This window comes from Nesterenkonia maliinae (assembly GCF_051262655.1).
In the GTDB taxonomy this organism is placed as follows: Bacteria; Actinomycetota; Actinomycetes; order Actinomycetales; family Micrococcaceae; genus Nesterenkonia.
In genome coordinates this window covers 18,569-31,726 of record NZ_JBIMEY010000004.1, presented here as the reverse complement: position 1 = coordinate 31,726, position 13,158 = coordinate 18,569, and the positions used below count along the sequence as shown (strand labels likewise).

The window sequence follows — 13,158 nt, the reverse complement described above, 5'->3', positions numbered from 1 at the left end:
CAGATCAATTCTACGTCCTGTAGTAGAACCGGGACGATTCAGCGACTCAACGAGTCGACGCCCGTCCGCGCTTGGCGTCATGCAGCAGTCCGGCGCCGCTGATCAAGAGCACCACGGCCATGATGACCACGCCCATGCCGGCGACCCCGAGGATCCCGTGTGGGTCCAGCTGCAGGCCGATTCCCAGTGCGAGGCCGGTCAGCACGCCCACGGTGCCGAGGATGATCTGGTCCCGCGCAGGCACGAAGTCGTGTCGGGCTCGGAAGCCACCGACGAGCTCGGCCAGGCCCATCGCGGCGAATCCGATGGCAGCGATCACGGCGGCGGCAGCGGCGGTGTCCACGAAGATCACCGCGACACCGGAGAGCACCCAGGCCGCGGCACCCATGGCCAGCGGACCGCGCAGCGAGATCGGCACCGCGTCGACCTTGGCGTAGTCCCAGACAGCCGTGGCGCCGAGCACGAAGAAGCCCGCGATGGAGATCTTCAGCAGGGTGACGGTCTCCTCCTGCCAGAAGATCGCGACCACTGCGAAGACGACGGTGACGACCGCGCGGAGCCAGACCGGACGGGTCAGCTCTTCGGCGGTGGAGGCGGGGATCTTCTGCACAGACACGCCTCAGAGTCTACCGCTGAGACTCAGCGGTGCTCGCCGGCGACCATCCAGCGGTCCCCGCGGGCGCGGAACCCGAGCGTGACCCCGCGGGCCCCCATGAAGACCACGGCGAACCCGGCCCAGAGCCAGAGAATCGCCTCGGTCCCGCTGAACCCGGCGCTGGAGATCCACCACAGCACCGGCAGGTACACCGCGAGGTTCACCAGGCCGACGACGGCGAGGTAGCGCACATCACCGGCGCCCATGAGCACGCCGTCGAGCACGAAGACGAAACCGGCGAGCGGCTGGGCCACCGCCATGACCAGCAGCGCGGCGGTGATGCCGGCGGCGACGCGCGCGTCCGGGGTGAACAGCGCCGGGGCGAAGGGTGCCGCGAGCGCGATCAGGCCCCCGGTGATCACGCCGAACCCGAGCCCCCAGCGGATCATCGTGCGGGTCATCGCCCTGGCCTCGCTCACCCGCGAGGCGCCGAGCTCCTTGCCGATCAGCGCCTGCGCGGCGATGGCCAGCGCGTCGAGCACGAACGCCAGGGTGGAGAAGATGGTGAACGCCACCTGGTGCGCGGCGAGGGTATGCGGTCCCAGGTCGGTGGCGATCAGGACGGTGGCGACGATGGCGGCGCGCAGCGAGACCGTGCGCAGCATCATCCAGGAGCCCACGCTGGCCGTCTGGCGCAGCGCGATCGGGTCCACGCCCAGGGGCACGCCAGCGGCCCGCATCCTGGGCAGGAGCATCACCAGGTAGGTCACCGCCATCCCCCACTGGGCGATCGAGGTGCCCAGCGCGGCGCCTGCGGTTCCCAGCCCCACGACATGGACCAGCACGAGGTTCAGCACGATGTTCGCGCCGAAGCCGACGGCGGCCACGACCAGCGGGGTCTTGGTGTCCTGCAGTCCGCGCAGCATCCCGACGGCGGCGAAGACCAGCAGGATCGCGGGCACCCCGGGCAGCGACCAGAGCAGATAGTTCCAGGCGTGGACCTGCATCTCTCCGGAGCTGCCCATGGCCATCAGCAGCGACTCGCCGAAGGCCAGGCCCGCGAGGGCCAGCACCACGCCGAGCATCACCGCCAGCCAGAGTCCGTCACGGCCCGCGGCAAGCGCCCGGGAGAGCCGACCTGCTCCGATCAGGCGCGCGACGGCGGGGGTGGTGGAATAGGCCAGGAAGATCATCAGTCCGGTGACGGTGTGCATCACGGTGATGCCCAGGGCCGCTCCGGCGAGCTCATCGACGCCCAGCCGGCCGATGATCGCGGTGTCTGCGAGGAGGAACAGCGGTTCGGCCACCAGCGCCCCGAGGGCGGGGACCGCCAGGGCGAGGATCTGGCGTCCCATCGGGCGTGGGTCGCGCGACGGCACAGGCTCAGGGGGCGGGGACATCAGGGGCGCTGCGAGTTCACTTGCCGCCGGTCAGCGCCAGGGTCGTCTCGGTGAGCACGCGCAGCACCGCACCGGTGTGCGCGAGGAGACCTGGCATCTGATCCATGCCGCTGTCCTCGAGGAACTGCTCCAGCTGGGGCTGGACGAAGTAGGCCATGACCAGGGCCATGACGTTGTTGAAGGCATGCAGCAGCCAGGCGTAGACCAGCGAGCGCCCGGTGAGGATGTAGGCAAGGGTGAACACCGAGCCCATCACCACATATGGCACCACCGAGATCAGGGTCAGGTCCGTGGGAGCGCCGGGGTCGGCGAGCATCATCACCAGGGCCGGGATGAAGTGCAGCAGCGGGAAGGTGATCACCGAGAGGACGCCACAGATCCAGATGTTGATATAGCGCGAGAGCTTGCCGATCATCAGGTGGCGGAAGAAGTACTCCTCCACATAGGGGCCCAGCAGACCCATCACCAGCACCGCGGCGAGGAACGGCACGAACGTGAGCATCGACTCGATCGCGAGCTGGTTCTCCGAGGTCTCCGGCTCTCCGCCGAGGCTGAGCACCAGCGCCGCGGTGATGATCAGCGTGCCCACCCACGCCACGGGGACCAACAGCAGCTTCAACCACCACAGGTAGCCGAAGGCCCGGATCGATCGGATGAGCGCCTTGGCGGAGAAGGCGAGAGCGAGGACCACCATCACCGAATAGCCGATGACGTTGAGCAGGAACAGCGCCTGCTGCTCCTGCTCCTCGACCCCGGAGCCGAGCATCGTGGAGAAGGGCGGGACGAGGGCCAGCAGGCTCACGCCGCCGACGAGCATCACGACCACATAGGCCAGCACGGCGATGAGATCACCCCAGATGAACCGGCCCGGCTCAGAGTCGCTCTGCCGCTTGCGCGGCGGGGGCGACGCCGGCGGCCAGCCACCCTGCTGCGGCTGGACGTGCTGATGACCCTGCGGCCAGGCATCCTGCGGGGGCTGGCCGTAGGGGTACGGCGGCTGTCCATAGGCTTCGGGCGCCGGGTGGCCCGCGTCCCGGCGGTAGGAGTTCTGGCCGTAAGGGTTCTGGCCATAGGGGCTCTGCGGAGGCTGAGTCATCGCGTACCAGCTTAGTTCTGTGAGGTGAGGGGGCTCGGCGTCAACAAGGTGGCGTTGCGCAGGTCGCGCAGCTTCCGGGCCTGGGCCGCCACCGCGTGGTCCTCATCGGTGATCGGCTCCCACGGAGCGATCGGCCGGGCCGAGCCCTCGCCGTCCGGGGCGACCATCACCGGAAGCCCATAGGCCACCACCGCGGGATGCTTCTCGCGACGGTCACCGGCCCGGACGCGGACCAGCACGTGCATGGACTTGGACCCGGTGAGCACCAGCCGGGCATCGACCTCCACCAGATCCCCGACCGTCACCGGACGGTAGAAGCGGACACCGCCGGTGAGCACGGCGGCGACGTCGTGGCCGCTGTACCGCTCCGCGCAGATTTCGGCGGTCTTGTCGATCCACTTCATCACTGCACCGCCGCGGATCTTGCCATCGGGGTAGCGCTCGTCGGTGTCGGCCAGGAAGCGCAGGGTCAGCGCCTCGGAGCTGCCGATGCCATCGGGCAGCGACTGGATCGTCTCCTCCATCTGCCGGCGGTAGACCATCCGCTGGGAGGCGTCGAGGTCCCGTCGTCGTTCCAGCTCGGTCTGCGGCTCGAAGGCTGCCGCCGCGGCGGGCTCGCCGTCGTCGCCCACCGCCACGTAGATCATGAAGCACTCGGTGCACACCACCCAGCCCTCGTCCTTGCGGATCAGCACCCGGGTCTGGATGTGCACCGAGGTGCGCCCGGTGTGGACCACCCGGGCCTGCACCGTGACCGGGGTCTCGCGCGGGACCGGGACGGTGAAGTGCATGTTGCCCACATAGGAGGTCACACAGTCGGTCCGGGTCCAGGAGGCCGCGCAGGCGTAGGCGGTCTTATCAATCCAGTCCACCACCGTGCCGGCGGCCACATAGGAGTCCGGAGAGGTGCCTGCCACCTCTCGAAAAGTCAGTTCGATGCTGCTTCGCCGCGCCATGACAACGACGCTAGCACCCCCGCGTGGGAGACCTGCGCCATAGGTGGTAACCCGCCGGGTGTATATCGTGGACCCTAGAGACCTAGGATGGGGCACCGTGCCCGACCGGACGCGTCCCGTCCATGGGCAGCCACCCGACCTTTGAACTATCTCAGCGTGAGGCAGATATGCACCCCTTTGAGAACCCCTTCCGACACAGCGCTGAAGCCAAGCGTCACGCGCTGCGTCATTTCCGTGCCGTGATCTTCGATATGGACGGGGTCGTCACCGACACTGCCGGGGTGCACACGCGCGCTTGGAAGGAACTCTTCGACACGGCCCTGCCGGAGATCGCCGGCTCCCCACAGCCGGAGTTCACCGAAGAGGACTACCTGAACTTCGTCGACGGCCGACCCCGGGAGGACGGGGTGCGGTCGCTGCTGAAGGCGCGCAATCTCGAGGTCCCCGAGGGCCGCCTCGATGACGCGCCGGACACGCTGAGCGTCAACGGGCTCGCCGCCCGCAAGCAGGGCTACTTCGAATCGGTGCTCGCCCGCGACGGCGTGGAGGTCTTCCACACCACCGTCGAGCTGATCACCCAGCTGCGCAAGGACGGGATCCCCACCGCGCTGGTTACCTCTTCGCGCAACGGCCGCGAGGTGCTCACCATCGCCGGTCTGCTCGACGCGTTCACCGTGATCGTCGACGGCTCCGACGCGCTCGAGCTGGGCCTGCCGGGCAAGCCGAACCCGCACATGTTCCTCCACGCCGCGGACCTGCTGCGGGTCGAGCCCCAGGACACCATCGTGATCGAGGATGCGGCCTCTGGTGTCCAGGCCGGACGCGCCGGGGACTTCGGCATGGTCGTGGGACTCAACCGCGGCGATGACCCGGCCCGGCTGAAGGAGGCGGGCGCCGACGTCGTCGTCACCGATCTCGCTGTGATGAACCTCTCCACCCGCACCACCCGCCCGTATGACTCCGACTGGGTGCTCTCCTATGAGGGATTCGACCCGAAGCTGGAGCCCACCCGCGAGGTCCTGATGGCGATGGCCAACGGCTACTGGGGCACCCGCGGGCACTACCCGGGCACCGCGGCCGATGCGACGCACTACCCGGGCAGCTACATCGCCGGGGTGTTCAACCGTCTCAAGACCGACCTGATGGGCAAGACCGTGGAGACCGAGCACATGGTCAATGTGCCGGACTGGACCTTCCTGCAGGTGACCCCGGATGCCGGGACCCCGCTGCTGCCGGGCTCGCCGGAGCTGATCCATTACCACCAGGAACTCGACATGCGCCGCGGCGTGGTGACCCGGATCGCCCGCTACCAGGACCTCCATGGGCGTCGCACCAAGGTGACCATGCGTCAGTTCCAGTCCCTGGCCGGTGTGCAGATCGCCGCGCTGGAGCTGAAGATCGAGGCCGAGAACTGGTCCGGCAACGTCAACGTGCGCTCGATGATCGATGGTCGGGTGGCCAACCGCAACGTCGACGCCGACCGTGAGCTTGCCGGCAACCACCTGGAACCGGTGCAGTCGCGCGAGGTCGACGGCGAGACGGTGCTGCTGGAGACCCAGACCAACCAGTCCGAGGTGCGCATCGCCCTGGCGACCCGCACCACGGTGACCACCTCAGGGACCAGCAACCCGATGCGCCGGGCGATCCACGAGGGTGAACTCGTGGCGGGCCACGACATCTCGCTGGCGCTGGAGTCCGGGAAGCCGGTGATCCTGGAGAAGATCGCGGCGGTCTCGAACTCCCATGACCAGGCGATCTCCACGGTCTGGCACAACGCGGTCAAGAAGGTCCAGCGGGCCTCGAGCTTCCGCACCATGCTCACCTATCACGAGGAGATGTGGGGCGTGCTCTGGCACCGCTTCGCCGTCTCCATCGGAGAGAACGCCTCCCGGCAGCAGATGGCGCTGAACCTGCACACCTTCCACGTGCTGCAGACCGCCTTCGGCGCCCGCCACGATCTGGATGCGACGCTGCCCGCGCGCGGTCTCACCGGTGAGGGCTACCGGGGACATCTCTTCTGGGATGAGATGTTCATGTACCCGATGCTCACCCTGCGCCGGCCCGAACTGACCCGTGGACTGCTGCTCTACCGCTACCGGCGGCTCAGCGAGGCCCGCTCGATGGCCCGCAGCGAGGGCTACGACGGCGCGATGTTCCCCTGGCAGGCCGGCTCCGACGGCCGCGAGGAGACTCCCAGCGAGCTGTGGAACCCTCGCTCCGGGATGTGGATGCCGGACAACTCCCACCGGCAGCGGCACGTCTCGCTGGCGATCGCGTACTCGGTGCTGCAGTACTTCGAGACCACGCAGGACTACACCTTCCTGGCCGACTATGGGGCCGAGATCCTGGTGGAGATCTCCCGGTTCTTCGTCTCCATGACCACCTACGACGCCGAGGCCGACCGGTTCAGCATCGATGGCGTGATGGGCCCGGACGAGTACCACGACGGCACCGCCGAGGCGCCCGGGACGGGTCTGCGCGACAACGCGTACACCAACGTGCTGACCTCCTGGATGCTGCGCCACACCTCACGGCTGGTGCGCGACCTCGACGGGCGCGATGACCCGCTCTCGGAGTGGCTCGACATCTTCGAAGACGAGCTGGACCACTGGGAGCACATCGCCAAGCGGCTGCACGTGCCCTTCCACGAGGACAACGTGATCAGCCAGTTCGAGGGCTATGAGGCGTTGGAGGAGTTCGACTGGGAGGGCTACCGCGCGAAGTACGGCAACATCGGCCGGCTCGACCTGATCCTGCAGGCCGAGGGGGACTCGACCAACCGGTACAAGCTCTCCAAGCAGGCCGACGTGCTGATGCTCTGCTACATCTTCTCCGCCGATGAGCTCGTCGAGACCCTGGACCACATGGGGTACACGCTCTCCATGGAAGACTTCGGCCGCACGGTCGAGTACTACCTGGCCCGGTCCTCCCACGGCTCCACGCTCTCCCGGCTGGTCCACGGCTGGGTGGCGGCCCGATTCGACCGCTCCGGCTCCTGGAACCTGTTCAAGGAGGCGCTGGAGGCTGACCTCGCCGACACCCAGGGCGGCACCACCCGAGAAGGCGTGCACCTGGGCGCGATGGCGGGCACCGTGGACATGGTGCTGCGGTGCTACGGCGGGGTGGAGACCCGTGCGGATGCGCTGTGGCTGCACCCGCTGCTGCCCGATGAGCTGCCCGCGCTGACCTTCCGGATGCGCTACCGCAATCAGCCCATCGTGGTCTCGATCAACCATGCAGAGGTGGAGCTCAAGCTCTCCGAAGGCTCGGCGGAGCCGATCGACGTCAACGTCGAGGGCAACCGCAAGACCATGGCCCCGGGTGAGACCTGGACGGTGAAGCTGGAGCACTCCGCACGAGTGCACCAGCGCCAGCCCGCCGAGGTCTGAGCCCGAAGGCAGCAACAGCATAGGAACGACGACGGCCCGCCCGGTTCTCACCGGCGGGCCGTCGTGCTGGATAGACGACGTTCACACACCGTGATGGGCCGGAATTCCTCGCCTGACCCTTCCGGAAACCAGAAAATCCCGTATCGTATGGACAGGGTCTACTGCGTTTGTGCAACTGTTCAAGCCGTGTCGCCGCCTGATGTCACACTGCGTGCTGACGCAAGCTCCCAGCATGCGCTGACCGGGAATCCTCAGGTGTCGCATCGTTGAGCGGGAGGGTTTCCCATGTCGCAGAGTCCAGCCGAGCACCCCGGTGCCGTCGCCCCGCCACCGCTCAACGGTGAAACCCGGGACCTTCCCACCCGGGCCGAACGTCGACGCCTCGCCGAAGCGGGGCGACCCTTCATCTCTGTGGCACCGGAGAAGCCGCAAAGCGGTCTGCGCCGATTCCTCTATACGGCCAGCGGAGGAGTGATCAACATCGGCCCCAGCCAGAAGGAGCTGCAGGAGCAGGAACTGATCGAGCGGATCTCCCGCCCGCTGCAGGGCAGCCACACCACCGCGGTGCTCTCACTCAAGGGCGGGATCGGCAAGACCTCCACCACCGTGGGCATCGGAATGGCTCTGGCCCAGCACCGGGGCGACATCCCCTGCGCCATCGACGCCAACCCGGATTCCGGAGACCTGGTCGAGCGAGCGCTCGGTGAGCGGGCGATCCAGGCACATCAGCCGCCGAGCATCACCGACCTGCTCAAGAAGCTCGACGACGTCGATTCGCTGACCGCCCTGCAGGGCTACCTGCAGCAGGCCGGGCGGCTGCACGTGCTCGCGGGGGAACAGGATCCGGCACTCTCAGACAGCCTCACCGCCGAGGAGTGGCTCCGGATCCACGCTGAGTTCGCCAAGTACTACTCAGTGATCGTCACCGACTGCGGCACCGGGGTCACCCACAACGCCATGAAGGGGATCCTGCACACTGCCGACAACATCGTGATCGCCGCAGGATTTGCGGTCTCCGGCGCCCAGCGTGCGCTGCAGACGCTGAACTGGCTGGCCAATCACGGCTATGAGCGGCTGGCCCAGGAATCCATCGTGGTGATCACCGACAAGGAGCCCGTCTCGGACCGGGTGGACAAGCAGGCCATCCAGGAGAGTCTGCGGGGCTACTGCGGCAAGCTGGTGGTGGTGCCCTTCGACCGCGCCGTGGTGGACGGGGACCGGATCAATCTGGACATGCTCCAGGAGGAGACCCGTCGGGCCTATATGGACATCGCCGCGGCCATGGTGGACGGGTACAGGTAGACCCCGCAGGGCGCTCCCGGGCGAGCTGGTGGTCATCACCGTCGAGGCGATGGCCGCGACCGCGACGCTCATGGAGAGCAGGAAGCCCAGATTCTGTGACCCGGTCAGCGATGCGCCGGGCCTCCTCCCCCCAATACGACGACGCCGGCCGCTCACCTGGGTGCAGGTGAACGGCCACCGTCGTCGTCGTGTTCGTCGGTGACTCCGCAGCTCAGCCGAAGAGGCCGACCAGGGCGAAGTAGAAGACCGAGGGGCCGAGCAGGCAGCCCAGTCCGGTGTAGAAGGTCGCGGTCATGGCTCCGTAGGGGACGAGGCGCTTGTCGGTGGCGGCCAGTCCGCCGGCCACCCCGGAGGTGGTGCCCATCAGTCCCCCATAGGCCATGGCTGACTTCGGGTTGTTCAGCCCGATGAAGGGGGCGATCAGCGGGGTGCAGACCATGACCACCACGGCCTTGATCAGCCCGGCCGCCACCGAGAGCGCGATCACCTCGGAGCTGGCCCCGATCGCGGTGCCGGTGACCGGTCCCACGATGTAGGTCGCGGCGCCGGCGCCGATGGTGGCCATCGACTCCGGATCGGTATAGCCGAACGCGGCGGCCACGGCTGCGCCCACCACGAAGGAGACGACGATGCCCGCGATGAGCGCGACCACGCCTGCGGCGCCCGCCTTCTTGATCTCTTGGAGGTCCACGCCGTAGGCGGTGGCCACGATCGCGAAGTCACGCAGCATCGCGCCGCCCATCAGGCCCAGGCCGCTGAAGATGGCGATATCGGCGAGGCCGGATTCCCCACCGGTCTGGATGCCGCCGAAGTAGGCCAGCACCAGGCCGAGCATGATGGCGATGGCGGAGCCCTGCAGGCGGCCGCGGGTCAGCGTCTTCGACAGCCAGCCCGAGATCATCATCAGCGCGCCGACCACCACGAAGGCGAACAGCAGGCCGTTGCGTTCGAGCACATCAGCGATGATTTCCATCTCAGGCCTCCTGCTTCTCTTCTTCGGTCATTGCGGGCAGCGGTTCAGACTGTCCGCCGATGCGGGCGATCACCGGAACCAGGGCGGCTCCTGCGGCGAGTGCGCCGAGACCGGCGATCGCGGCCATGGGTCCGCCGCCGATGGCTTCGGCCACGTTCTGCGTGGAGGCCATCGCGATCACGATCGGGATGTACAGGGCGGACCAGAACAGGACTCCCTGTTCGGTCGGCTTCGGGAACAGGCCCCGCTTGCGCAGCCGGTCGGTGGCCACGACGAGCAGGATCATCGCGAAGCCCACCCCGCCGACATTGGCGTCGACGCCGACGGCGACCCCGAGGACGTCACCGATCAGCATTCCTACGAGCATGCACAGCGCCAGCGCTGCGACTCCATAGAGAACCATCGTCTACTCCTGACTTGGTATAGAAGTCTCTTGAGCGAGCATTCAGCTGCTGAAGAGGTCTGTGTACTGCTTGCGGAGCTCGGCCTTCTGGACCTTGCCCATCACGTTGCGCGGCAGCGCGTCCACGAAGCGGACGGCCCGGGGCTGCTTGAAGCGGGCCAGCTCGCCGGCGAGCGCCCGCAGGATCTTGGTCTCATCAAGGGCGTCGCCGCCGGCGGGGACCACCACGGCCACCAGGCCCTCTCCCAGATCGGGGTGCGGCACCCCGATGACGGCGGATTCGAGGACGCCGGGGTGATCATCGATGAGCCCCTCGACCTCCTTGGGGTAGATGTTGAAGCCTCCGGAGATGACCAGGTCCTTGTCGCGGCCCACGATGCTCAGGTAGCCCTGGTCATCGATCACCCCGAGGTCTCCGGTGATGAAGAAGCCGTCCTCGCGGAACTCCTCGGCGGTCTTCTCGGGCATGTTCCAGTAGCCGGCGAACACGTTGGCTCCGCGGACCTCGATGATGCCGACCTCGCCCTGGGGCAGCGTCGCCTGGGTCTCGCGGTCCACGATCCGCACCTCGACGCCGGGCAGCGGGTGTCCCACGGTGCCGGGCCGGCGCGGTCCTCCGCGGTAGGGGTTGGAGGTGTTCATCCCGGTCTCGGTCATCCCGTAACGCTCCAGGATGGCATGCCCGGTGCGGGCCTCGAAGGCCTCATGGTCGCTGGCCAGCAGCGGAGCCGAGCCGGAGACGAAGAGTCGGATCCCGGCGCACGCCTCGGCGTCGAGCCGCTGCGTGCCCAGCAGCCGGGTGTAGAAGGTGGGCACGCCCATCAGCACGGTGGCCCGGGGCATGGCGTCGAGCACGGCGTCGGGGTCGAACTTCGGCAGCCAGATCATGGAGGCCCCGGCGACCAGGGTCATGTTGACCGCGACGAAGAGCCCGTGGATGTGGAAGATCGGCAGCGCGTGGATCAGCACGTCCTCGCTCGTGTACTCCCAGGACTGGATCAGTGAGGCGCAGTTCGCGGCCAGGTTTCCCTGGGTCAGCACTGCACCCTTGGAGCGGCCGGTGGTCCCGGAGGTGTAGAGGATCGCGCCAGGGTCCGTGGGGCGCAGCTGGGCGATCTCGGTGTGTTCCTGCTCCGCGGCGAGCAGCGTGCCCTCCCCTGCGGCACCGAGGGTCTCGACGACGATGCCGTCCTTGCCGCGCCTGACGTGCTCGGCGGCCTGGCTCGGGTCACAGACGAGGACCCGCGGGGCGGCGTCCGACATGAAGTAGTCCATCTCGGACCCGGTGTAGGCGGTGTTCAGCGGCAGATACACGCCACCGACCTGGAGGGTCGCGAGGTAGAGCGCGATGACGTCGGGGGACTTCTCCACCTGCGCGGCGACCCGGTCGCCGGGGACGACGCCGTCGCCGATCAGCTTCGTCGCGATCCGGCGGGAGGTGTGGAGCACCTGCGCGTAGGTGAGCGTGCGCCCCTCGGGAAGGTGGAACAGCGGCTTCTCAGGGTGAGCCTGTGCCTGCTGGATGAAGCCTTGGTAGATGCCGTCGGTGTGGTTCTCCACTGGTGCGGTTCCCTTCTCGCTGCGGATGTCTGCTGAGCTGGTGTCTGGGGTGCTGATCACATCTGCTGTGCCGGCTGTATCGGCAGTGCCGGCCGGAAGCAGGCCGGAGACCTGGTCTCCCAGCGCGACGACCCCGTGCCGGACGTAGTTCTCGTGGCGCTGCTCCACCAGGGAGGGGTCATAGCGGTAGTTGATCATCGCCCCGTAGGACTGCTCCCACATGTAGTCCGCTCCGCTGGCCGGCCAGTGCAGCTGCCAGGCGGTGGCCCCGTTGCCCAGATGGAAGCGCGCCACCGGATCCAGCGGCTGGCCGTCCGCGCGGCGCTCGACGGCGACGTAGCGGGCCAGCGCCGTGCAGAGCCGGGCGCGCAGCTCCGCGGTCACGGTCTGTCCCGGGCCGCCCAGTTCCGCCAGGTCGATGTGCAGCGCGGCGAGCTCCTGGGACGCCGCGGTGCGGGCCTGTTCGCGCAGCCAGCGCCGAAACCCCGGGATCGGAGAGAGCGTCACGAAGTTCGCCAGGTGGGGCAGCTCGGTGGAGACCTGGTCGATGACCTGTTTGATCAGCAGGCTTCCGAAGGAGATGCCGGCCAGACCGTCCAGGGAGTTGTTGATCGAGTAGAGCACCGCGGTGTCGGTCTTCGCCGGGTTGAGCGCCTCGGTGGCGCTGAGCAGAGGCTCGATCGCACCGGGGATCCCCTTCACCAGCGCCACCTCGACGAAGATCAGCGGGAGGTCCCCGGTGGCGGGGTGGAAGAACGCGTAGCAGGTGCGGTCCTTGGGCCGGAGGCGACGCTTGAGGTCGTTCAGGTCCCGCATGGGGTGGACCTTCTCATAGCGCAGCAGATGATTCTTCATCTCCCGGGAGGCGTCCCAGCCGACCTGCTCCATGCGCAGGAACCCGCGGTTGAACCACGAGCTCAGCAGGTGCCGGAAGTCCCGGTCCAAGGGAGCCAGAGCGGTGTGATCTCGCATCACGCGGCGCAGATCGGCGCGCATGTTGACCAGGTGCAGGGTGCCGTCCGGGGCGTGGTTGAGCCGGCGCAGCAGCGCCTGGCGGCGGGGCTCGCTGGCTTCGAAGAGGTCCGCCAGCTCGGCCTGACCTTCGCTGGCGTCCCACCTCGCGTAGGCCCGGCGCAGATCGTCCTGCTCCACCGCGTAGGCATGGAGCATGTGCGTGAAGAACTGGATGCGCGCCTTATCGTCGAGCTCGCGGTAGGTGGCCAGGGCGCGCTCGGCCACGGCCCGCATGGACGCCTCGCCCAGGTCCCCCATCAGGACCGCGCAGGCGGCGGTGAGCTGATTCAGGGCCGCGGGCTCGTGGGCCTCGATGCCCTGCGGGGCCTTGTGTCCGCCGAGGCTGCGCAGCAGGTCGGCGAGGAGCCAGCCTTGGGTGGTCGCCATGATCCCTCCCTCCGTGTATATCAATGACCGTGATGTATATAACAGGGACTATAGGGTATAAACGTGACCCACGCCACATTCGG

9 protein-coding genes are annotated in these 13,158 nt (G+C 67.9%); 2 read left to right on the top strand and 7 right to left on the bottom strand.

From position 1 onward, the window contains the following. Positions 1 to 46: 46 nt before the first annotated feature. From ACHAA4_RS08920 to ACHAA4_RS08905, 4 genes are all read right to left on the bottom strand, one after another. On the bottom strand, positions 47 to 616 hold the full coding sequence (locus ACHAA4_RS08920) for a hypothetical protein (RefSeq protein ID WP_435773821.1): 570 nt from the start codon (positions 614 to 616) through the stop codon (positions 47 to 49). Positions 617 to 639: 23 nt separating this feature from the next. Then, positions 640 to 1,950: an MATE family efflux transporter gene (locus tag ACHAA4_RS08915; RefSeq protein WP_435773820.1), complete on the bottom strand. Its 1,311-nt coding sequence runs from the start codon at positions 1,948 to 1,950 to the stop codon at positions 640 to 642. Between the two features lie 61 nt (positions 1,951 to 2,011). After that, entirely contained in the window at positions 2,012 to 3,091 is a 1,080-nt protein-coding gene (locus ACHAA4_RS08910) for a CPBP family intramembrane glutamic endopeptidase (RefSeq protein WP_435773819.1), read from the bottom strand. 11 nt (positions 3,092 to 3,102) lie between these two features. Then, positions 3,103 to 4,047, bottom strand: coding sequence for an acyl-CoA thioesterase (locus ACHAA4_RS08905; RefSeq protein WP_435773818.1), 945 nt, complete (start codon positions 4,045 to 4,047; stop codon positions 3,103 to 3,105). A gap of 167 nt (positions 4,048 to 4,214) precedes the next feature. Between ACHAA4_RS08905 and ACHAA4_RS08900 the strand changes: the two genes are divergently transcribed. Then, positions 4,215 to 7,436, top strand: a complete 3,222-nt coding sequence (locus ACHAA4_RS08900; protein ID WP_435773817.1) for a beta-phosphoglucomutase family hydrolase — start codon at positions 4,215 to 4,217, stop codon at positions 7,434 to 7,436. A gap of 285 nt (positions 7,437 to 7,721) precedes the next feature. Further along, entirely contained in the window at positions 7,722 to 8,738 is a 1,017-nt protein-coding gene (locus ACHAA4_RS08895) for a MinD/ParA family ATP-binding protein (protein WP_435773816.1), read from the top strand. 211 nt (positions 8,739 to 8,949) lie between these two features. On the opposite strand, the gene madM is transcribed toward ACHAA4_RS08895, so the two are convergent. The 3 genes from madM to ACHAA4_RS08880 are packed head-to-tail and all read right to left on the bottom strand — an operon-like array spanning position 8,950 to position 13,075. Further along, positions 8,950 to 9,711 carry a malonate transporter subunit MadM gene (gene madM / locus ACHAA4_RS08890; protein ID WP_435773815.1) on the bottom strand — a complete coding sequence of 254 codons (762 nt, stop codon included), beginning with the start codon at positions 9,709 to 9,711 and terminating at the stop codon, positions 8,950 to 8,952. A gap of 1 nt (position 9,712) precedes the next feature. Beyond that, entirely contained in the window at positions 9,713 to 10,114 is a 402-nt protein-coding gene (gene madL / locus ACHAA4_RS08885) for a malonate transporter subunit MadL (protein WP_083504639.1), read from the bottom strand. A gap of 42 nt (positions 10,115 to 10,156) precedes the next feature. Next, the gene (locus tag ACHAA4_RS08880) at positions 10,157 to 13,075 is read right to left on the bottom strand and encodes an AMP-binding protein (protein ID WP_435773814.1); all 2,919 of its coding nucleotides are present in this window, start codon (positions 13,073 to 13,075) and stop codon (positions 10,157 to 10,159) included. Positions 13,076 to 13,158: the final 83 nt, after the last annotated feature.

Excerpts from the sequence above, each read along its gene's own strand:
- ACHAA4_RS08915 (WP_435773820.1), bottom strand. The coding sequence starts at position 1,950 with ATGGGACGCCAGATCCTCGCCCTGGCGGTCCCCGCCCTCGGGGCGCTG.
- ACHAA4_RS08910 (WP_435773819.1), bottom strand. The coding sequence starts at position 3,091 with ATGACTCAGCCTCCGCAGAGCCCCTATGGCCAGAACCCTTACGGCCAG.
- ACHAA4_RS08905 (WP_435773818.1), bottom strand. The coding sequence starts at position 4,047 with ATGGCGCGGCGAAGCAGCATCGAACTGACTTTTCGAGAGGTGGCAGGC.
- ACHAA4_RS08900 (WP_435773817.1), top strand. The coding sequence starts at position 4,215 with ATGCACCCCTTTGAGAACCCCTTCCGACACAGCGCTGAAGCCAAGCGT.
- ACHAA4_RS08895 (WP_435773816.1), top strand. The coding sequence starts at position 7,722 with ATGTCGCAGAGTCCAGCCGAGCACCCCGGTGCCGTCGCCCCGCCACCG.
- madM (WP_435773815.1), bottom strand. The coding sequence starts at position 9,711 with ATGGAAATCATCGCTGATGTGCTCGAACGCAACGGCCTGCTGTTCGCC.
- madL (WP_083504639.1), bottom strand. The coding sequence starts at position 10,114 with ATGGTTCTCTATGGAGTCGCAGCGCTGGCGCTGTGCATGCTCGTAGGA.
- ACHAA4_RS08880 (WP_435773814.1), bottom strand. The coding sequence starts at position 13,075 with ATGGCGACCACCCAAGGCTGGCTCCTCGCCGACCTGCTGCGCAGCCTC.